The sequence below is a fragment of the Variovorax pasteuri genome, assembly GCF_051216435.1.
GTDB lineage: Bacteria > Pseudomonadota > Gammaproteobacteria > Burkholderiales > Burkholderiaceae_C > Variovorax.
The window spans coordinates 521,861-540,905 of record NZ_JBPJZS010000001.1; the positions used below are offsets into that span (position 1 = coordinate 521,861).

Here is a 19,045-nt window from a genome sequence, read left to right on the forward strand (position 1 = left end):
CGGCCCGGCCCCGTTCGCCCGCGCGGGGCGATTGGGTCAGCGTGTTTCCACGGTGGTGAGCAGGGGCGAGTCGAACATCGCCACCGGCGAGATGACGGGCTCGTCCATCGGCACCCTGTCGCCGTAGCGCTCGCGCATCTTGGCGCGCACCGCCGGGTCGTTCAGGTTGAATTCGCGGATCTTCTGCAGCTCGCCGATGCGCACGCCCAGCGCGCGCTGGTAGAGCTTCCACACCAGCTCGGAACAGTAGATGCGCCCGTCCGACCATTCGAAGGTCAGGTCGTAGGGGCGGCCTTCGAAGTCCGAGGTCTTCGCGTGCAGGCGCGCGATGGCGCCGGGTGTCAGCAGCGTGTCGGCATTGCGCAGCCGCTTCGCCACGTAGTGCCCGCCGTTGCCGCGCGCCGTCCATTGCGCCAGCGGCGTGTAGCGCACGGTCTGCACCGCCTCGAACACGTAGGGCTTGCCGTCGCGCAACAGCACGATGCCCATGTGGCTGTAGCGCGAGCCGGTGGCGCGCTGCACCGCCACGCTCTGGGCCGAGCGCGAGGTGTGGAAGACGATGTCGCCGTCTTTCAGCGCGGCGGCGTGGCTGGTGCCGAAGGGCAGGGCGTACAGGAGCAGCGCGAGCGCTGCAGACAGAGGCAGCGCCAGCGCCGCGGGGAGCTTGAAGGTCATGTGGCGCGCATTGTGCGGCACACCTCGCGCCTGGCCAGGCAACCGCGAACCTGACCGCCACCTGCGGGCGCCGCGGGTCATTGCTTGCGCACTGCAGCATGGCGGTGCCATCATCCGCGCCATGCAAACCGTCGCCTCCATCCTCTGGCGCAGGCTCGACGCACCGGGTCACGATGCCTGCCGTCTCGAACGCAACGCCTCGGCCTGGCAGCTCGACGGCGCGGCCGTGTTCCGCCTGGAAGGCGGGCGCATCGGCCAGCTGCACTACCGCGTGCGCTGCGACCTGCACTGGCACACGCAGTGGGGCACGGTGCGCGGCTGGCTGGGCGAGTCGGCGGTCGACCTGTCGATTGCCCGCGACGCGCGCGGCCACTGGAAGCTCAACGACGAGGCGGTGCCCGACCTGTCGCACTGCGTGGACCTCGACCTGGGTTTCACGCCCGCCACCAACCTGCTGCAGCTGCGCCGGCTCAACCTTGCACAGGGCGAGAGCGCCGATGCACCGGCCGCCTGGGTCGACCTGGATGGCGGCGGCGTGCTGAGCGAGCTGGCACAGCGCTACCGGCGCACGGGCGACGGCGAATACGCCTACGAAGCCAAGCGCTTCGACTATGCGGCCACGCTGGGTGTCACCGAAGACGGCTTCGTGCGCGACTATCCGCGGCTCTGGGCCGCCGAAAACTGATCAGTCGAACTGCGACCGATCCCCCGCCACCAGCGCGCGGTTGCGCCGACGGTCGACGGCGATCTCTTGCGCGAAGTCGTCGCTGCTTCCACCCGCCGGCAGGTTGTACGCACCGCGCAAGCGCTCGCGCACCGCTTCGCTGCCGAGCACCCGGTTGATCTGCGCATTGAGCCGCTGAACCAGCGCCGCCGGCGTGCGCGCCGGCGCGAAGATGCCGAACAGCGAGTCGCGGTTGGCCTTGTCGAAACCCAGCTCCGCCAGCGTGGGCACCGCGGGCAGCGCCTCGATGCGCGCGGGCGCACCGACCGCCAGTGCCTGGAAACGCCCGCCCTCGATGTACTGCAGCTGCTGCGCCGCGACGTTGGTCGACAGCACCTCGAACTGCCCGCTGAGCGCATCGTTGAGCTGCGGCCCGCCGCCCTGGTAGGGAATGTGCGTGATGTCGGTGCGGCTTTGCATGCGCACCTGCGCGAGCACCATGTGGCCGATGGTGGCCACGCCCGAAGTCGCCCAGCGCACCGCGCCCGGCTGCAGCCGCGCCTGCGCGATCAGTTCGCCGAAACCGCGCCCCGTGAAGGCCGGCGTGCCGACCACCAGCACCGGCGTGCGCATCACGCTGGCCACGGGCACGAAGCCGCGCAGCGGGTCGTAGGGCACGCGCGCAAGCAGCGGGTGCAGCGTGAGCGGGCTGATGGCGGAAAAGGCCAGCGTGTTGCCGTCGGGCGCGGCGCGCGCGAGCGCGTCCATGCCCAGGCTGCCGCCCGCGCCCGGGCGGTTCTCGACGAGCACCGGCACGCCGAGCGCCTGTGCGAGCGGCTCCGCCAGCACGCGCGCCATGCCGTCGCTCACGCCGCCGGGCGGGTAGACCACGATCAGGCGCAACGGGCGGTTCGGGCCCGCGGCGTGCAGCAGGCGCGGCGTGGCGCACACGGCGGCCAGCGCGGTGCCTGCCCGTCGAATGAACGCGCGGCGCCGAAGCGGGCTCATGGCTCCGGGCTCTCGGAGGCCAGCCGGCGCAGCAAGGCGGCGAAGTGCCGCGCGGGCAGGTTGTCTTCCTCGGCGCGCGACACCAGCGTGAGCGGTGCGTCGAGCTGTCCGCCGTCGGCCAGCCGCGCATAGGCGATGGCGTGCGCGTGCACCCCGGTCATCGAGGCCGGCACCACCGACAGGCCGACACCGGCGGCCACGAGGTTCAGGTTGGTCATCATGCGATCGACTTCGGCCACCACGCGCGGGCGCAGGCCCTTGGCGTGGCACAGCGCGAGCAGGTCGGCATAGAGGCCGGGCGCGCCCGGGCGCCGCACGAGGATGATGCCTTCCTCGCACAGCCTGGCCAGCGGCAGCGCGCGCGAGCCCTTGCGCCGGCCCACGGCCAGGCGGTGGTCGCTGGGCATGGCCACCCACACCGGTTCGCGCAGCAGCGTCTCGAACACCAGCCCCTCGGGCCGCGCCACCGGCACACGCAGCAGGCCGCAGTGCAGGCGGCCTGCCGCCAGCGCCTCGGTGAGTTCGGCCGCGTTGTCTTCGCGCAGCTGCAGCGCCACCTTGGGGTAGGCGCGGCGGAACGCGCGCAGCGCCTCGGGCATGAAGCGGTGCGCCGCGGCCGAGCTGGTGAAGCCGACCGCCAGCGTGCCGGCCTGGCCGGTGGCCACGTGCGCCATGCGCTGCTTCATGGCCTCCATGTCCTGCAGCATGCGCAACGCCTCGGCCTGGAACAGCCGGCCCGCGTCGGTGAGCGCCACGCCGCGCGGATGGCGGCGAAACAGCAGCACGCCCAGCTCGCGCTCGAGCGACTTGATCTGCAGGCTCAGCGGCGGCTGCTGGATGCCCAGCTGCTCGGCCGCGCGCGTCATGTGGCCGGTCTCGGCCACGGCGGCGAAGTACCTCAGCGCCCGGATGTCCATGTGTCTCTCATATGTTTTTTGTATCAGGAGTGCCACTTTATTTTATTTGACCCTAAGTCACTCGTGAATCTATCGTCCGGCCGCCCATTCAAAAAGCGGCCCACCGAGGCCGCACGACGGAGACAAACCCATGCGCACACCGCGCCCCGCACCGAAGTTTCGTGTTGTCCTTTGCGCGACCGGCCTGTCGCTGGTCCTTGCTGCCTGTGGCGGCGGAAGCGGAGGGGGAGGCGGAGCAGGCTTCTTCCTGCCGACGGCGCCTTCCGCCGGCAGCGCCCCGCCGGCCAACGACCCACCGGACAACCTGCCGGCTCCGCCCGTGCAGCCGGTCGTCGCTTGCGCCGACCTGTCGGGCAAGAGCCTGCCCGCGGCGCTCATCGGCCTGCCCACGCAAGGCGCCACCGTCACCAGCGCCACGCCCGTGGCCGCCGGCGACGCGGGCAACACACTCGGCGACTACTGCCGCGTGCGCGGCACCATCCAGCCTGTGGACGCGAGCGCGTCGGCCATCAACTTCGCGGTCAACCTGCCCGAGCAATGGAACCGCAAGACCATCCATTTCGGGGGCGGCGGCTTCGACGGCGTGCTCATCGACGGCACCGAGGTCATCCGCTTCGGCCCCGCCGGCAAGCCCGCGCCGCTGGCGCTGGGCTACGCCACCTACGGCGACGATTCGGGCCACCAGTCGGGCAGCATCACCGACGGGCGCTTCGCCGCCAACGACGAGCAACTGGCCAACTACGGCGGCCAGTCGCTCAAGAAGACGCGCGACGTGGCGCAGGCGCTGGTGCTCGCGCGCTACGGCGTGGCGCCGAAGCATGCCTACTTCCTCGGCACCTCGACCGGCGGGCGCGACGCGCTGAGCTACATCCAGCGCTGGCCGCTGGACTACGACGGCGTGATCGCCAACGAGCCCGCGCTCAACTACACCGGCACGCGGCTGTCGAACGTGGCGGTGGGGCGTGCGCTCTACGCCAACGGTGGCGCGGGCTGGATGAACGTGGCCAAGACGCTGCTGGTGCAGAAGGCCGCCATGCAGGCCTGCGACAGGCTCGACGGCGCGGCCGACAACATCGTGAGCAACGTGGAAAGCTGCCGCCTGCTGAACGCGCAGGTCCTGGCCTCGCTGCGCTGCAGCGGCGGCACCGACACGGGCGACAGCTGCCTGTCGGACGCGCAGATCGCCACCGTGCGCACCATCGAGTCGCCGCTGGACTTCACGACCTATGCGCTGGCCAACGGCGTGAGGCGCGCGGGCGGCTACAACCTGCTCGAAGGCGCGCTGGTGGCGGGCCCGTACACCTCGCGCGACCTCGGCACGCGCAAGGTGCCGGGCAATCCGGCCACCTCGGCCGACGCCAACGTGTACCTCACCGGCGACCAGTGGGTGAAGTACTTCGTGACGCGCATCGCCGGCTTCGACACGCTCGGCTTCGACCCGCTGGACCCGGGTGCCTACGCGGCGCGGGTGACCGAGGTGTCGAATCTCACCGACGCGACCAACCCCGACCTGGCGCCGTTCTTCGCGCATGGCGGCCGGCTCATCATGCTGCACGGCCTGGCCGACGAGGTGATCAGCCCGAACTCGACCATCGACTACTACAAGCAGCTCATCGCCACGGTGGGCCAGGCGGCGGTCGACCAGAACGTGCGCTTCTACACCGTGCCCGGCATGGGCCACGGCACCGGCAGCTTCATTCCCAACTGGGACTCGCTGGCCGCGCTCGAGGATTGGGTGGAAGGGGGGCTCGCGCCCGCCACCGGCGTGGCGGTGGATGCGGTGGCCGGCACCTACGGCCGCACGCGCCCGCTGTGCCAGTTTCCGGCATGGCCCAAGTACCGCGGCAGCGGCAGCTTGGACGCGGCCGTCAACTACAGCTGCGTGACCGAAGTCGGCGACCCGCTGGCCTGCCCCAACCTGCCGGCATCCGTCACCAGCTACAAGGGCGGCGACAGCTTCGGCGAAGAGCTGCGCGTGCTGATCGACCCGTCCACCATGGCCTATACCGTGACCATCGATGCAAGCCTGCAGCGCGCCGCCGGCACGCAGCGCACCGGCTCGCTGGTGTCGGAGGGCAGCTGCAGCTACGCCAGCGGCGAGAGCGGGGCGGTGTTCAGTTTCGGCGCCGGCGGCGTGCTGCTGGGCGGCGTGAACGCCCCGAGCGGCGGCGGCTTCGCACCGCTGGTGGCGTTCCAGAACACCTTCGAGAACACGGCGGCGCCTGCGGTGTTCAACCCGGTGGCGGCCGTCTTCAACGCGGTGGGCGTGCAGCAGGGCTCGGGCGGCACGGCGGCGCATGCGTCCTCGGTGCGGCTGCGCAATGCGGGCACTTTCCAGTACTGCCGCGACGCGGTCACCGGCGGCTTCGTCACCTACGACGCCGCCTGCACGCAGACCGAGAAGGGCTACATCAACTACAACGCCGCGCATGGCGCCTTCGACCTGTTCTCCACCTCGCCCACGGGCAGCGCCGTCACCACCGGCGGCACGCTCACCGGCTCGATGGTGATCGGGCTGGTCAATGGCGTTGCCGTGCCGCTGCACCTGGTGCGCGAGTCGGCCGCCAATGCGGGGCTGCGCCTGTTCGGCCTGCAGCAGAGCCTGATGACCGGCGCGGCCGACGGCAGCTATGCGCTGGTCAGTGTCAAGGGCGAGAACCACGATGCCACGGTGGCCGGCAGCGGGTTCAATCTCGCCGGTGCGGCCGCGGTGCTGAGCTACGACACGCCCGTGCCCGGCGTGGTGCAGGCCGATGCAGGCCGACCAGGCAATTTCATCTTCAACAGCGGCGTTCTCGCATTCGTTTCCAACCCGGGCACGAATGCGGCGCTGGAACTCGGAGTACGGCATTGAACAAACCAAACGGCCATCGCCTGACATTCATCGCGGCATTCGCCCTGCTCGGCCTGGCGCCGATGCTGTCCGCGCAGGCGGCACCACCGTCCGCGCCCAAGGCCGCAGCCTGTCCCTCGCCGGTGCCCGACGCCGCGCGCTGCTACACCGGCGATGACGGCACGGGCGCCCTGTACTGGATCGCCATTCCGAAGGACTGGGCCAGGGACGGCAAGGGCGTGCTCGTCATGCACGCCCACGGCGGCCCAGAGACCGGGCCGCCCAAGCTCGAGCGCAGCGAGGAAGACCTCAAGCGCTGGGCCGTCACCGTGAAGGCTGGCTACGCCTGGGCCGGCTCCACCTACCGGCGCGGCGGCTACGGCGTGACCATGGCGGCCAAAGACACCGAGCGCCTGCGCCGGATCTTCGTGCGCTACTTCGGCCAGCCGCGCCGCACGCTGCTGCACGGACAGAGCTACGGCGGCGGCGTGGCCGCGAAGGCGGCCGAACTCTATGCGCCCGCCGGCGATGCGAAGAGTCCGTACGACGGCTTGCTGCTCACGAGCGGCGTGATCGGCGGCGGCAACAACAACTACGACTTTCGCCTCGACCTGCGCGTGGTCTACCAGTACGTCTGCCGCAACCATCCGCGTCCCGACGAGGCGCAGTACCCGCTGTGGATGGGCCTGCCGGCGGACTCGAAGCTCACGCGCGCCGACCTCGCCGAGCGCGTGAAGGAATGCACCGGCGTCGGCCTGCCCGCCGCGCAGCGCACGCCCGAGCAGGCGGCGCACCTGAAGACCATCCTGTCGGTCGTGAAGATCCAGGAGCGCTCGCTGCTCGGCCACCTCACGTGGGCGACCTGGCTGTTCCAGGACCTGGTGCAGAAGCGCCTGGACGGGCGCAACCCCTTCGGCAACATCGGCGTGGTGTACACCGGCTCGGCCGACGATGCGGCGCTGAATGCCGGCGTGGCGCGCTACGCGGCCGACCCGCAGGCCATGGGTGCCTTGGCGGCGGACAGCCAGCCGACCGGCCGCACCGCGCTGCCCACCGTGGGCCTGCATGCCATCGACGACCCGACCGCCTTCGTCGAACTGGAGAACGCGTACCGCCGCATCCGCGACGCGGCCGGCACCGGCAGCCTGCTGGTGCAGAGCTTCAGCAGCGAGCGCGAGCACAGCTACCTGAGCGACTCGGAATACCCCGCGCTCTTCGCAGCGCTGCTCGACTGGATCGACAAGGGCGAGAAGCCCACGCCCCAAGGCCTGGCGCAACGCTGCAAGGCGCTCGCGGCGCGCTACGACACCGACGGCAAGAACGGCTGCCACATCCAGCCCGCGTGGCAACCGCCCACGCTCGAAAGCCGCGTGCCCGCGCGCGCGCCCTGATTTTCTTTTCCACGTTACGGAGACTTCATGAAAAAACTGTTCGCCCTCGCGGCGCTCGCCGCTGCCGCCGTCGCTGCCCACGCGCAGGACTTTCCCGGCAGCAAGTCGATCACCATCATCGTGCCCTTCGCGGCCGGCGGACCGACCGACCGCGTCGCACGCGACCTGGCCGAGGCGTTGCGCAAGCCGCTGGGTGGCGGCACCGTCATCATCGACAACGTGCCCGGCGCGGGCAGCTCCATCGGCGCGGCCAAGGTGGCGCGTGCCACGCCCGACGGCTACACGCTGCTGCTGAACCACATCGCCATGGCGACCGTGCCGAGCCTGGTGCGCAACGTGCCGTTCAAGGTCGAGACCGATTTCGAGTACCTGGGCATCGTCAACGACGTGCCCATGACGCTCATCGCCAAGCCCAGCATCCCGGCCATCAACTACAAGGAACTGGCGAACTGGATTGCTGCGAACAAGGGCAAGATCAACATCGGCAACGCGGGCGTGGGCTCGGCCTCGCACCTGTGCGGCCTGCTGTACCAGAGCGCCACCAGGACCGAGATGACGCCCGTGCCCTACAAGGGCACCGCACCCGCCATCACCGACCTGATCGGCGGGCAGATCGACCTTCTGTGCGACCAGACCACCAACACCACGCCGCAGATCCAGGGCGGCAAGGTGAAGGCCTTTGCCGTCACCACGCCCCATCGCCTGGCGCTGCCGATGCTGAAAGACCTGCCCACGCTGGACGAAGCCGGCCTGAAGAACTTCCAGGTCACGATCTGGCACGGCCTGTATGCGCCCAAGGGCACGCCGGCGCCGGTGCTGAAGAAGCTGAACGACGCGCTCAAGGTCGCGCTGAAGGACCCGGACTTCATCCGCCGCGAAGAACTGCTGGGCGCGGTGGTGGCCACCGACGGGCGCATCGAACCGGCAGGCCACAAGAAGTTCGTGATCGATGAAATTGCGAAGTGGACGCCGATCATCAAGGCGGCCGGCGTGTACGCGGATTGATCGCTACCTGCTATCGGCACCCGTAGCGCGCGGCGCGGGATCCTTGCGGCGCGATCAAAAGTTCGAAGTTTGAATTGCTCGGGAATTCAGCATTCTTTTCGCGAGTTCACATTTGCTGGGCACAATGCCGGCATGCCAAACATTGCATCGATCCTTAAATCCGAGATTTCACGCGTCGCCCGCAAGGAAGTGCGCGTGGAAATCGAAACCCTCAAGAAGGCATCTGTACAGCACCGCGCGGCCATTGCCGCGTTGCGCCGCCAGGTGAGTGCGTTGGAAAAGGAACTGCGCAGCGTCGCCAAGGGCGCGACGCGCAGCGCACGCGCCAGCGAAAGCGACGAGGCGGACGAAGGCGGCACCAAGCGGCGCTTCAGCGCGGGCCGGTTGGCCTCGCATCGCACCAAGCTGGGTATTTCCGCTGCGTCTTATGGAAAGCTGGTGGGCGTGTCGGGCCAGACGATCTACCACTGGGAACAGGGCAAGGCACGCCCCCGGGCTGCGCAACTGGAGAGCCTGGCTGCCGTGCGTGGGCTTGGAAAGCACGAAGTGGCCGAGCGGCTCGGCGCCGAATAACGGCATCGAATCGAAGGTTCAGGCAGGCATCGAAGCCTGCCGCGCCTGCTCGAGCTCCGCACGCAGCGCCTCCATCGGCGGCCGGACGGCATCGCTCGCCTGCTCGGCAAACTCCTTCACCGGCGCCCACTTGTGCCCGCGCCCGTCGAGCGACAGGTCATAGGCGCGCTGCAGGTGTGCCAGCAGTTTTCTGGAAGATGCCTGCGCCACCAGCAGCGCATCGATCGCGCGCGGCATGTCGAAGCGCAGGTGGTCCACCGCCGCCAGCGCCGCCGTCACGCCCTCGAGTTCGAGCGACAGGTGCAGCAGGTCGAGCGCGGTTTCGTCGGGGTGCGACTTGACCTTCTCGGCGACCTTGTGCACCGCGTCGACCAGTTGCAAGGCCCCCTGGTGCAGCGAAAGCCGTGCCGCCGATGCCATGGCCGCGTGCTGCTGCGCTTCCAGCCCGCGCTGCCGCTGCACGACCCACAGGCCCAGCCCGACGGCGGCAATCGACCCGAAGGCCTGCGCCCATTCGGCCCAATCCCCGGGCGTGACCGGCGGATAGGCCGCGAAGACGCCGATCAACGCGCCGCAAATGAGCACGGCGGTGCCATACACCGCCACGGTTTCCAACTTTGACTTCATGCCTCTTCCCCTCGGAGGCTGGAAGTATGTCCCGGGGCCGGGCGCTTGAATTGCCCGAACAAAGGGACTTAAGCCGCTCAATGATCGTGATGCAGGTAGCTGGCCTGCTTCGGCAAACGCAGGCTGACGACGAACGCAAGCACCATCATCCCGCTCACGTACCAGAAGAACGCCGACTCGTGGCCCAGCGACTTGAGCCCCAGCGCCACGTACTCCGCCGAGCCGCCGAAGATCGCATTGGCCACCGCGTAGGCCAGTCCCACGCCCAGCGCGCGCACCTCGGGCGGGAACATCTCGGCCTTCACGATGCCGCTGATCGACGTATAGAAGCTCACGATGGCCAGCGCCACGATGATCAGCACGAAGGCCACCACCGGGCTGGTCGTGTACTGCAGCGCCGTCAGGATGGGCACCGTGGCCAGCGCGCCCAGGCCGCCGAACAGCAGCATGTTGTTGCGCCGCCCGATGCGGTCCGACAGCGCGCCGAACAAGGGCTGCATGCACATGTAGAAGAAGAGCGCGCCGGTCATCACGTAGCTGGCGGTCTTGATCGGCAGGTGCACCGTGTTCACCAGGTACTTCTGCATGTAGGTGGTGAAGGTGTAGAAGATCAGCGAGCCGCCGGCCGTGTAGCCCAGCACGGTGAGAAATGCGGGCGTGTGGTGCTTGAACAGGCCCGCCATGCTGCCGGCCTCCTTGTTGGCCTTGGCTTCGGCGCTCTGCGTTTCATGCAGCGTGCGGCGCAGCAGCAGGGCCACCACGGCGGCAATGGCGCCGATGACGAACGGAATGCGCCAGCCCCAGGCCTTGAGTTCGGCCTCGGTCAGCAGCTGTTCGAGCACCACGATGACCAGCACCGCGAGCAGCTGTCCGCCGATCAGCGTGACGTATTGGAACGACGAGAAGAAGCCGCGCTGGCCGCGCAGCGCCACCTCGCTCATGTACGTGGCGGTGGTGCCGTATTCGCCGCCCACCGACAGGCCCTGGAACAGGCGGCACATCAGCAGCAGGAAGGGCGCCCATGCGCCGATCTGCGCGTAGGTGGGCAGGAACGCGATGACGAGGGAGCCGCCGCACATCATCGTGACGGAGATCAGCATCGAGGTCTTGCGCCCGAGCCGGTCGGCCATGCGGCCGAAGAGCCAGCCGCCGATGGGCCGCATGAGGAAGCCCGCGGCGAACACGCCGGCGGTGTTCAGCAGCTGCGCGGTGGGGTCCGACTTGGGGAAGAAGGCCGGCGCGAAGTACAGCGCGGAGAACGCGTACACGTAGAAGTCGAACCACTCGACCAGGTTGCCGGAGGAGGCCGCCATGATCGCGAAGACGCGGTGGCGTTTTTCTTCGGCCGAGTAGTGAGGGGGAGAGGTTTCGGGCGACGAGGCCGCCGGGCCTCCAGAAACAGGCGTGACTGCGCTCATGGTGCCTTCTTGTGCCGTGCAGGCAATGTTGTTGTTGCCAAAACATTCTGCGCCGCCAAGAGGGTGCGGCGTGTCAGCCACCGCCGCATCGGCCTACCCCCGAAATGGCCTTCGCGGGCCTGCCAGAGCAGGTGCCGTCAGAACGTGCCCGGCAGCAGGATGCTCGAATCGACGTCGTCGATGTTCGTGCGGCCGCAGAAGGCCATGGTGATGTCCAGCTCCTTGCGAATGATCTCCAGCGCGCGCGTCACGCCTTCCTGGCCATGTGCGCCCAGTCCGTACAGGAAGCTGCGCCCGATCAGGGTGCCGCGCGCGCCCAGGGCGCGTGCCTTGAGCACGTCCTGCCCGCTGCGGATGCCGCCGTCCATCCACACCTCGATCTCGGTGCCCACCGCGTCGACGATGGCGGGCAGGGCCGCGATGGAGGAGGGCGCGCCGTCGAGCTGGCGCCCGCCGTGGTTCGACACGATGAGCGCATCGGCGCCGCTGGAGGCTGCAAGCCGCGCGTCTTCCACGTCCATGACGCCCTTCAGGATGAGCTTGCCGCCCCAGAGCTTCTTGATCCATTCCACGTCGGCCCAGCTCAGCGCGGGGTCGAACTGCTCGGCGGTCCACGACGACAGCGACGACAGGTCTTTCACGCCCTTGGCGTGGCCCGCGATGTTGCCGAAGGTGCGGCGCTTGGTGCCCAGCATGCCCATGCACCAGCGCGGCTTGGTGGCCAGGTTGATCAGGTTCTTGATCGTGGGCTTGGGCGGCGCGGTGAGGCCGTTCTTGATGTCCTTGTGGCGCTGGCCCAGGATCTGCAGGTCCAGCGTGAGCTGCAGCGCCGTCACGTTGGCGGCGCGGGCGCGTTCGATCAGGCGCTCGATGAAGTCGCGGTCCTTCATGACGTAGAGCTGGAACCAGAACGGATGGCGGCCGGTGTGCTCGGCAATGTCTTCGAGCGAGCAGATGCTCATGGTCGACAGCGTGAACGGAATGCCGAAGGCCTTGGCCGCGCGGGCGCCGAGGATCTCGCCGTCGGCGTGCTGCATGCCGGTGAGGCCGGTGGGCGCAATGGCCACGGGCATGGCGGCCTCCTGGCCGACCATGGTGGTGCGCAGCGAGCGGCCTTCCATGTTCACGGCCACGCGCTGGCGCAGCTTGATCTTCTGAAAGTCGCTCTCGTTGGCGCGGTAGGTGCCCTCGGTCCATGCGCCGGAGTCGGCGTAGTCGTAGAACATCTTGGGCACGCGGCGCTTGGCGATCACCCGCAGGTCTTCGATGCTGGTGATCTTGGAAAGGTCGGACACGGGCTGTCTCCTGGCTGGTCTTTGTGGGAAGGCGGGGGCGAACCGGCCATTATCGGCAGGCACTCTTGGGGGGCATCTGAAAAAAGCCGGCCCCGCAACTGAAATAAATTCAGTCGCCCCGGATCATCCCGCTGACTCAGTCCCGCAGCGCTTGTCGCAGCCACTCCACGAAGGTCGCGCACTCCCAGCGCTCCATCGCGCCCGGGCGCCAGCACAGGAAGTAGGCGTTCGGCGAAGGCACGCTGCGCGCCGACAGCCGCACCAGCCGGCCGCTGTCCAGCCAGGCACTGCCCAGTCGCAGGTGCATCAGCACCACGCCGAAGTCTTCGGCCGCCGCGTCCAGCGCCAGCCCCAGGTCGTTGAACTGGTGGCCCGTGGCCGGCTCGGGCAGGCCCACGCCGCAGGCCTTGAACCAGGTGCGCCACGACTCCAGCGGCGTGCGCAGCAGCTGCGCGCGCGACACCTCGGCATCGGTCGCGAAGCCGTCGAAGGGGCCGTGGCGCTTCAGGTATGCGGGGCTGCACACCGGGGACACCTCGTCGGCCAGCAATTGGAAAGACTCCCGGTCGTGGAACGGCCCGGTGCCGAAGCGCAGCTCGATGTCGGCCTCTTCCACCGTGGTATTGCGCACCGGCGCGGTCACCTGCAGCATCAGTTCGATGTTCGGATACGCATCGCGAAACTGCGCGAGCCGCGGCAGCAGCATCTGGCGCGAGAAGGTGGGCGTGACGGCCACGCGCAGCCGCCGCACCTGCGAGGCGGGTTCGCGCCCGGGCACCTGCTGCAGCGCCGCAATGGCCTCGCGCACGCGCGCCAGGTAGGTCATGCCGTCGGCGCTCAGGCCGAAGTCGCTGCCCGTGAAGAACTTCAGGCCCAGCAGCAGCTCGAGCTGGCGGATGCGGTGGCTCACCGCGCTGGGCGTGACGCTGAGCTCCTCGGCGGCCAGGTTCACGCTGCGCAGCCGTGCGACGGCCTCGAAGGCCTGCAGGCCCTGGGTCGAGGGGAGACGCGTGAAAGCCATCGGTTGTGGGTTGGGGGAGTGAGAGGGGATGTTAGCGAAACGCTGTCGGTTGCCCTTGCGTGGCCGTCACGGCGATGGTCGTGAAGCATCGGCAACTGCGACCAGCGCTTCGAGCAGCCGCCGCAGGTCGTCGACGGCCTCGCGCGCCTCGGCCGCGTCGCCCATCTGGGCCTTGACGATGGCGCCGTCGACACCGAGCCCTGCCGCCTGTGCGAGCGCCATGCGTCCCGGCAGCCGTGCGGGCAGCAGGCCCGCAATGACTTCGACCATCTCGCGCTTGTGTTCGCGCGCGCGCTGCAGGGCGCCTTCCACGCTGCCGCCCACTTCGGCCGTTGCGTTGATGAAGGCGCAGCCGCGAAAAACCGGGTCGGCGAACCATTCGACCATCACGTCGGCCAGCAACAGCAGCGCATCGGCATCGTCCGCGCGCTCGTGCGCGCCGCGCCGGCCCAGCGCATCGACGAACCAGGCCATCCACCGCGTGTGCCGGTGATCGAGAAACTCGCGCACCAGGTCGTCCTTCGAGGAGAAGTGCCGGTAGAAGGTGACCTTGGTGACGCCCGCTGCGGCAATCACGCGGTCGATGCCGGTGGCGCGGATGCCGTCGGCATAGAAGAGGTCGTGCGCGGTGAGCAGGATGCGCTCGCGCGCGGGGAGCGAGGCGATGGTGGAGATGTCCATGCGGCGATTGTAGGCATGTAGACAGGTCTGTCTACGTGTGGCACATTGCGGCGCATCCCCTCTTCACTTCTTCATCGAAAGACGCTCATGGAATCCCGCCCGCCGCTGCCGCCCTTCACCCTCGAGACCGCCACCAGGAAAGTCCAGGCCGCCGAAGATGCCTGGAACACGCGCGACCCGGTGCGCGTGAGCCTGGCCTACACGCCCGACACCGAATGGCGCAACCGCGCCGACTTCGTCAACGGGCGCGAGCAGGTGGTGGAGTTCCTCACGCGCAAGTGGGAGCGCGAGCACGACTACCGGCTGAAGAAGCAGCTGTGGGCCTTCATGGACAACCGCATCGCCGTGCGCTTCGAGTACGAATGGCACGACGCCGCAGGGCAGTGGTTTCGCAGCCATGGCAACGAGAACTGGGAGTTCGCGGAGAACGGGCTGATGCAGCGGCGCTACGCGAGCATCAACGACCAGCCCATCGCCGAGGCAGACCGCAAGTTCCGCTGGGAGCGCTGAGCGGTCTTGCTCCTTCCCCCGCTGGGGGAAGGTCGGGATGGGGGCAGGCCTTCGCACAGGCGCAATGCTTTCTCGAAGGCCGCGTGCCCCCACCCCGGCCCTCCCCCAGAGGGGGAGGGAGCAAGACATCGGGCACGGCTGTTGCTTGCTTTTGGTGCATGGAGACGCCCGTACTCGACCCGACCGCCAGCCACCCGCTCTGGCAGCACCAGCTCGGCCTGTTGCTGGAGTCGACGGGCGAGGGCATCTTCGGCATCGACCTCGACGGCCACTGCATGTTCATCAACCGGGCCGGCGCCCAGATGCTGGGCCACGAGGCGCGCGACGTGCTCGGCTCCAACATGCACGAGCTCACGCACCACTCGCACCCCGACGGCTCGCACTACGCCGACACCGACTGCCCCATCTTCAACGCCTTCCGCCGCGGCCTGCCGTGCCGCATCGACACCGAGGTGTTCTGGCGCCGCGACGGCAGCGCCTTCGCGGTCGAGTATTCGAGCCACCCGATCATGGACGGCGCGCAGGTGCGCGGCGCCGTCATCACCTTCGTCGACATCACCGAGCGCCGCCGCCAGGCCGAGGCGCTGCAGCAGGCCAAGGACGAACTCGGCCTGCGCGTGCAGGAGCGCACCCGCGAGCTCAGCGACGCGCTGGTGCAACTGCGCGAACTGTCCGCGTGGCTCGACAAGGTGCGCGAAGACGAGCGCACCCGCATCGCGCGCGAGGTGCACGACGAGCTCGGCAGCCTGCTGGTGGCGCTGAAGATGGACGTCAACTGGATCGGCAAGCGCCTGGGCGAGCAGCAGGAGCGCGCGCCCGACGCGGCGCAGGCCATGCGCGAACAGATGCGCTGCAAGTGCGGCAACATGAGCCAGCTGATCGAGCGCGCGGTCGACAACGTGGGCCGCATCATCACCGACCTGCGCCCCAGCATCCTCGACCACCAGGGCCTGTGGGCCGCGCTCGAGTGGCAGGCGCACGAGTTCGTGCAGACGGCCGAGCTCGCGCTCGACTGGCGCTTCGACGTACCGGCGGGCGTGGAACTACCCGAGGCCGCGGCCATCGCGGTGTTCCGGATCTTCCAGGAGATGCTGAGCAATGTCGGTCGCCATGCCAGGGCGCGCAGCCTCGGCATCCGCATCGGCGTCGAAGAAGGGCAGCTGAGCCTCAGCGTGCGCGACGACGGCGTCGGGGCGCCGGCGCAGGCCTTCGAGGCCGCCACCTCCTACGGCGTGCTCGGCATGCGGGAGCGGGCGCGCCACTTCGGCGGGCGCATCGACATCGAAAGCCATGTCGGCGAGGGGAGCACCTTCTGCCTGCACCTGCCGCTGGAAACGGCGCATTGAAATGAGCGACATCCGCGTACTCATAGGCGACGACCACCGCATCGTGCGCGAGGGCCTCAAGCAGATGCTCGGCGACCTCTCCAACGGCCTGCCCGCCATGGCCGTGCGCGCCGAAGCGCAGACCGGCCCCGAAGTGCTGGAGGCCGTGCAGGCGCTCGGCGGCCCCGAAGGCCTCGACGTGGTGCTGCTCGACATCGCGCTGCCCGAGCGCGACGGGCTCGACGTGCTGCAGGCGCTGCGCAAGCAGTGGCCCACGCTCCCGGTGCTCATGCTCAGCACCTACCCCGAGAAACAGTACGCCGTGCGCTGCATCAAGCTCGGCGCCTCGGGCTACCTGAACAAGAGCGCCGATGCCGACGACATGGTCGGGGCGGTGCGCAAGGTGGCGGCCGGCGGGCTGTATGTGTCGGCGGCCACGGCCGAGGCGCTGGCCACCGCCGTCGGCCGGGGCGCGGGGCAGGGCGCCGAAGTGCTCTCGCACCGCGAGCACCAGGTGTACCGCCTGCTCAGCGCCGGGCACAGCGTGAGCGAAATCGGTGCGCAACTGGGCCTGGCGCCCAACACCGTCAGCACCTACCGTGCACGCATCCTTGAAAAGACCGGCACCAAGAACGACGTCGAACTGGCCCTGTATGCCGAACGCCACGGCAAGCAGGGCGCAGCCGGCTGAAAACCCGGCGCGCATGCCCCGGCTTGTAGTGCCAGCCCTACAAGGCCTCGACATCGGCGGCACGATCTGAAGCCGCAACGCGCCGAACGGCCGGTGCGCGGCAATTCCGGCCCGGCGCTTGCAACGGTGGCTGCATCTTTCCAACGAGGTGCACCACCATGTCCAGCCCGCACGAACCGACCGCCTGCGATCCCTACGATGCCGACCGGCCTCTGAAAATGCGCTGCGCCTGCGGGCGCGTGCATGGTGCGGGCAGCTCGGGCGTGTTGCCGGAAGACAAGCTCGAGGCCAGCCTCATGAAGGCGCTGTTCCCCGTCGACAGCGTGCGCCGCGGCTTCCTGCGGGCCGTGGGCGCGAACACCGCGCGCGCCGCCATCGCCTCGGTCATGCCGCTGGGCGCGCTGCAGGCCATGGCGCAGGAGAAGGCGCCGCTGGAGAAGACGAAGCTGAAGATCGGCTTCATTCCCATCACCTGCGCCACGCCGCTCATCATGGCGCACCCGCTGGGCTTCTATGCCAAGCAGGGCCTCGACGTGGAGGTGGTCAAGACGGCGGGCTGGGCGCTCATTCGCGACAAGATGCTCAACAAGGAGTACGACGCCACGCACTTCCTGTCGCCCATGCCGCTGGCCATCTCGATGGGCGCGGGCTCCAACGCCGTGCCCATGAACGTCGCGACCATCCAGAACACCAACGGCCAGGCCATCACCCTGGCCAACAAGCACAAGGACAAGCGCGACCCGAAGATGTGGAAGGGCCTGAAGTTCGCCGTGCCCTTCGAGTACAGCATGCACAACTTCCTGCTGCGCTACTACGTGGCCGAGGCGGGCCTGAACCCCGACACCGACATCCAGATCCGCGTGGTGCCGCCGCCCGAGATGGTGGCCAACCTGCGCGCCGGCAACATCGACGGCTACCTGGGCCCCGACCCGTTCAACCAGCGCGCCGTGTTCGAGGAAATCGGCTTCATCCACCTGCTGACCAAGGACCTGTGGGACGGCCACCCGTGCTGCGCCTTCGGCACCTCCACCGAGTTCATCGAGAAGAACCCCAATACCTTCGCAGCGCTGGTGCGCTCGGTGCTCACCGCCTCGGCCATGGCGCGCGACCCGAAGAACCGCGAGCTCATCGCCAAGGTGATCGCGCCCGCGCAGTACCTGAACCAGCCGGAGGTGGTGCTCAACCAGGTGCTCACCGGCAAGTTCGCCGACGGCCTGGGCAACATCCGCACCGTGCCCGACCGCGCCGACTTCGACCCCATTCCCTGGCAGTCGATGGCCGTGTGGATGCTCACGCAGATGAAGCGCTGGGGCTACGTGAAGGGCGACATCAACTACAAGCAGATCGCCGAAAAGGTGTTCCTGCTCACCGACGCCAAGAAGCGCATGAAGGAACTCGGCCAGGCCGTGCCCGACGGCGCGTACCCCAAGTTCACCATCATGGGCAAGGTGTTCGATCCGTCCAAGCCCGACGACTACGTCAAGAGCTTCGCCATCGCGAAGATGGCCTGAGCCATGCCGAAGAAAGCCATCACCTTCAAGGCGGCGCTGGTGTCGCTGCTGATGTTCCTGCTGCTGCTCGGCGTGTGGCAGCTGGCGACCATGCCCAGCACCGATGTCTCTGCGGCGGCCGGCATGACCGCCGAGCAGATCGAATACCAGAAGATGCTGGGCAAGGACCCGACGCAAGGCCAGGTGAAGAGTTCGGGCTTTCCCACACCCGCCGAGATGGGCGCCACCGCATGGGCGCACCTGTCGAACCCGTTCTACGACAACGGGCCCAACGACAAGGGCATCGCCATCCAGCTGGCCTACTCGCTGGCGCGCGTGGGGCTGGGCTTTGCGCTGGCCTGCCTGGTGGCGGTGCCGCTGGGATTCGTCATCGGCATGTCGCCGCTGCTGCACAAGGCCTTCGATCCGTTCATCCAGGTGCTCAAGCCCATCTCGCCGCTGGCGTGGATGCCGCTGGCGCTCTACACCATCAAGGATTCGTCGGCCAGCGGCATCTTCGTGATCTTCATCTGCTCGGTGTGGCCGATGCTGCTGAACACCGCCTTCGGCGTGGCCTCGGTCAAGCGCGAATGGCTCAACGTGGCCAGCACGCTCGAAGTCAAGCCGCTGCGCCGTGCGCTGCGCGTGATCCTGCCGGCGGCGGCGCCCACCATCCTCACCGGCATGCGCATCAGCATGAGCATTGCGTGGCTGGTCATCGTGGCGGCCGAGATGCTGGTGGGCGGCACGGGCATCGGCTACTTCGTGTGGAACGAGTGGAACAACCTCTCGCTCACCAACGTGATCTTCGCCATCCTGCTGATCGGCGTCGTGGGCATGCTGCTCGACCAGGCCTTTGCCGGCCTGCAGCGCAAGGTGACCTATGTGGAGTGACCGCGTCCATCTTCCCGACCCGGGCGT

The 19,045-nt window shown here is 68.7% G+C and carries 18 protein-coding genes; 10 read left to right on the plus strand and 8 right to left on the minus strand.

Translation table 11 applies throughout. The features are described 5' to 3' along the window. Nucleotides 1-36: 36 nt before the first annotated feature. Nucleotides 37-675 (minus strand): YiiX family permuted papain-like enzyme, encoded by a 639-nt coding sequence (locus ACSFBM_RS02390; RefSeq protein ID WP_435482966.1) that lies wholly within the window; start codon nt 673-675, stop codon nt 37-39. 121 nt (nt 676-796) lie between these two features. On the opposite strand from ACSFBM_RS02390, the gene ACSFBM_RS02395 reads away from it, so the two are divergent. After that, a complete protein-coding gene (locus ACSFBM_RS02395) occupies nt 797-1,360 on the plus strand; it encodes a putative glycolipid-binding domain-containing protein (protein WP_435435158.1) in 564 nt (187 codons plus the stop codon). Here ACSFBM_RS02395 and ACSFBM_RS02400 read toward each other — a convergent pair whose 3' ends face one another. Next, complete coding sequence (locus ACSFBM_RS02400) at nt 1,361-2,347, minus strand: Bug family tripartite tricarboxylate transporter substrate binding protein (RefSeq protein WP_435482967.1); 987 nt, start codon at nt 2,345-2,347, stop codon at nt 1,361-1,363. Continuing rightward, nucleotides 2,344-3,264, minus strand: a complete 921-nt coding sequence (locus tag ACSFBM_RS02405) for a LysR family transcriptional regulator (protein ID WP_435482968.1) — start codon at nt 3,262-3,264, stop codon at nt 2,344-2,346. Before ACSFBM_RS02405 ends, ACSFBM_RS02400 begins: the two co-directional genes overlap by 4 nt. A gap of 130 nt (nt 3,265-3,394) precedes the next feature. Between ACSFBM_RS02405 and ACSFBM_RS02410 the strand changes: the two genes are divergently transcribed. The 4 genes from ACSFBM_RS02410 (at nt 3,395) to ACSFBM_RS02425 (ending at nt 9,066) form a co-directional block, all read left to right on the plus strand. Beyond that, the gene (locus tag ACSFBM_RS02410; RefSeq protein WP_435482969.1) at nt 3,395-6,118 is read left to right on the plus strand and encodes a tannase/feruloyl esterase family alpha/beta hydrolase; all 2,724 of its coding nucleotides are present in this window, start codon (nt 3,395-3,397) and stop codon (nt 6,116-6,118) included. 62 nt (nt 6,119-6,180) lie between these two features. Beyond that, a complete protein-coding gene (locus ACSFBM_RS02415; protein ID WP_435483710.1) occupies nt 6,181-7,488 on the plus strand; it encodes an alpha/beta hydrolase in 1,308 nt (435 codons plus the stop codon). A gap of 27 nt (nt 7,489-7,515) precedes the next feature. Next, nucleotides 7,516-8,493, plus strand: a complete 978-nt coding sequence (locus ACSFBM_RS02420; protein ID WP_435482970.1) for a tripartite tricarboxylate transporter substrate-binding protein — start codon at nt 7,516-7,518, stop codon at nt 8,491-8,493. 132 nt (nt 8,494-8,625) lie between these two features. Then, on the plus strand, nt 8,626-9,066 hold the full coding sequence (locus tag ACSFBM_RS02425) for a helix-turn-helix domain-containing protein (protein ID WP_435482971.1): 441 nt from the start codon (nt 8,626-8,628) through the stop codon (nt 9,064-9,066). Nucleotides 9,067-9,084: 18 nt separating this feature from the next. Here the strand turns inward: ACSFBM_RS02425 and ACSFBM_RS02430 are convergent, their stop codons facing one another. The 5 genes from ACSFBM_RS02430 to ACSFBM_RS02450 all read right to left on the minus strand — a co-directional run bounded on the left by ACSFBM_RS02430 (nt 9,085) and on the right by ACSFBM_RS02450 (nt 14,108). Then, nucleotides 9,085-9,693 carry a hypothetical protein gene (locus tag ACSFBM_RS02430; protein ID WP_435482972.1) on the minus strand — a complete coding sequence of 203 codons (609 nt, stop codon included), beginning with the start codon at nt 9,691-9,693 and terminating at the stop codon, nt 9,085-9,087. A 77-nt stretch (nt 9,694-9,770) separates the two neighbouring features. Next, nucleotides 9,771-11,111 (minus strand): MFS family transporter, encoded by a 1,341-nt coding sequence (locus tag ACSFBM_RS02435; protein WP_435482973.1) that lies wholly within the window; start codon nt 11,109-11,111, stop codon nt 9,771-9,773. A 137-nt stretch (nt 11,112-11,248) separates the two neighbouring features. Further along, entirely contained in the window at nt 11,249-12,406 is a 1,158-nt protein-coding gene (locus tag ACSFBM_RS02440) for an alpha-hydroxy acid oxidase (protein WP_435482974.1), read from the minus strand. Between the two features lie 136 nt (nt 12,407-12,542). Next, nucleotides 12,543-13,427: a LysR substrate-binding domain-containing protein gene (locus ACSFBM_RS02445; protein ID WP_435482975.1), complete on the minus strand. Its 885-nt coding sequence runs from the start codon at nt 13,425-13,427 to the stop codon at nt 12,543-12,545. A gap of 66 nt (nt 13,428-13,493) precedes the next feature. Continuing rightward, nucleotides 13,494-14,108: a TetR/AcrR family transcriptional regulator gene (locus ACSFBM_RS02450; RefSeq protein WP_435482976.1), complete on the minus strand. Its 615-nt coding sequence runs from the start codon at nt 14,106-14,108 to the stop codon at nt 13,494-13,496. 87 nt (nt 14,109-14,195) lie between these two features. On the opposite strand from ACSFBM_RS02450, the gene ACSFBM_RS02455 reads away from it, so the two are divergent. The 5 genes from ACSFBM_RS02455 to ntrB all read left to right on the plus strand — a co-directional run bounded on the left by ACSFBM_RS02455 (nt 14,196) and on the right by ntrB (nt 19,018). Continuing rightward, complete coding sequence (locus ACSFBM_RS02455) at nt 14,196-14,618, plus strand: nuclear transport factor 2 family protein (RefSeq protein WP_435482977.1); 423 nt, start codon at nt 14,196-14,198, stop codon at nt 14,616-14,618. Between the two features lie 158 nt (nt 14,619-14,776). Continuing rightward, a complete protein-coding gene (locus tag ACSFBM_RS02460; protein WP_435482978.1) occupies nt 14,777-15,964 on the plus strand; it encodes a sensor histidine kinase in 1,188 nt (395 codons plus the stop codon). 1 nt (nt 15,965) lies between these two features. After that, nucleotides 15,966-16,634 (plus strand): response regulator transcription factor, encoded by a 669-nt coding sequence (locus ACSFBM_RS02465; protein ID WP_435482979.1) that lies wholly within the window; start codon nt 15,966-15,968, stop codon nt 16,632-16,634. A 158-nt stretch (nt 16,635-16,792) separates the two neighbouring features. Further along, nucleotides 16,793-18,145: a CmpA/NrtA family ABC transporter substrate-binding protein gene (locus ACSFBM_RS02470; protein WP_435482980.1), complete on the plus strand. Its 1,353-nt coding sequence runs from the start codon at nt 16,793-16,795 to the stop codon at nt 18,143-18,145. A 3-nt stretch (nt 18,146-18,148) separates the two neighbouring features. Next, entirely contained in the window at nt 18,149-19,018 is an 870-nt protein-coding gene (gene ntrB, locus ACSFBM_RS02475; RefSeq protein ID WP_435482981.1) for a nitrate ABC transporter permease, read from the plus strand. Nucleotides 19,019-19,045: the final 27 nt, after the last annotated feature.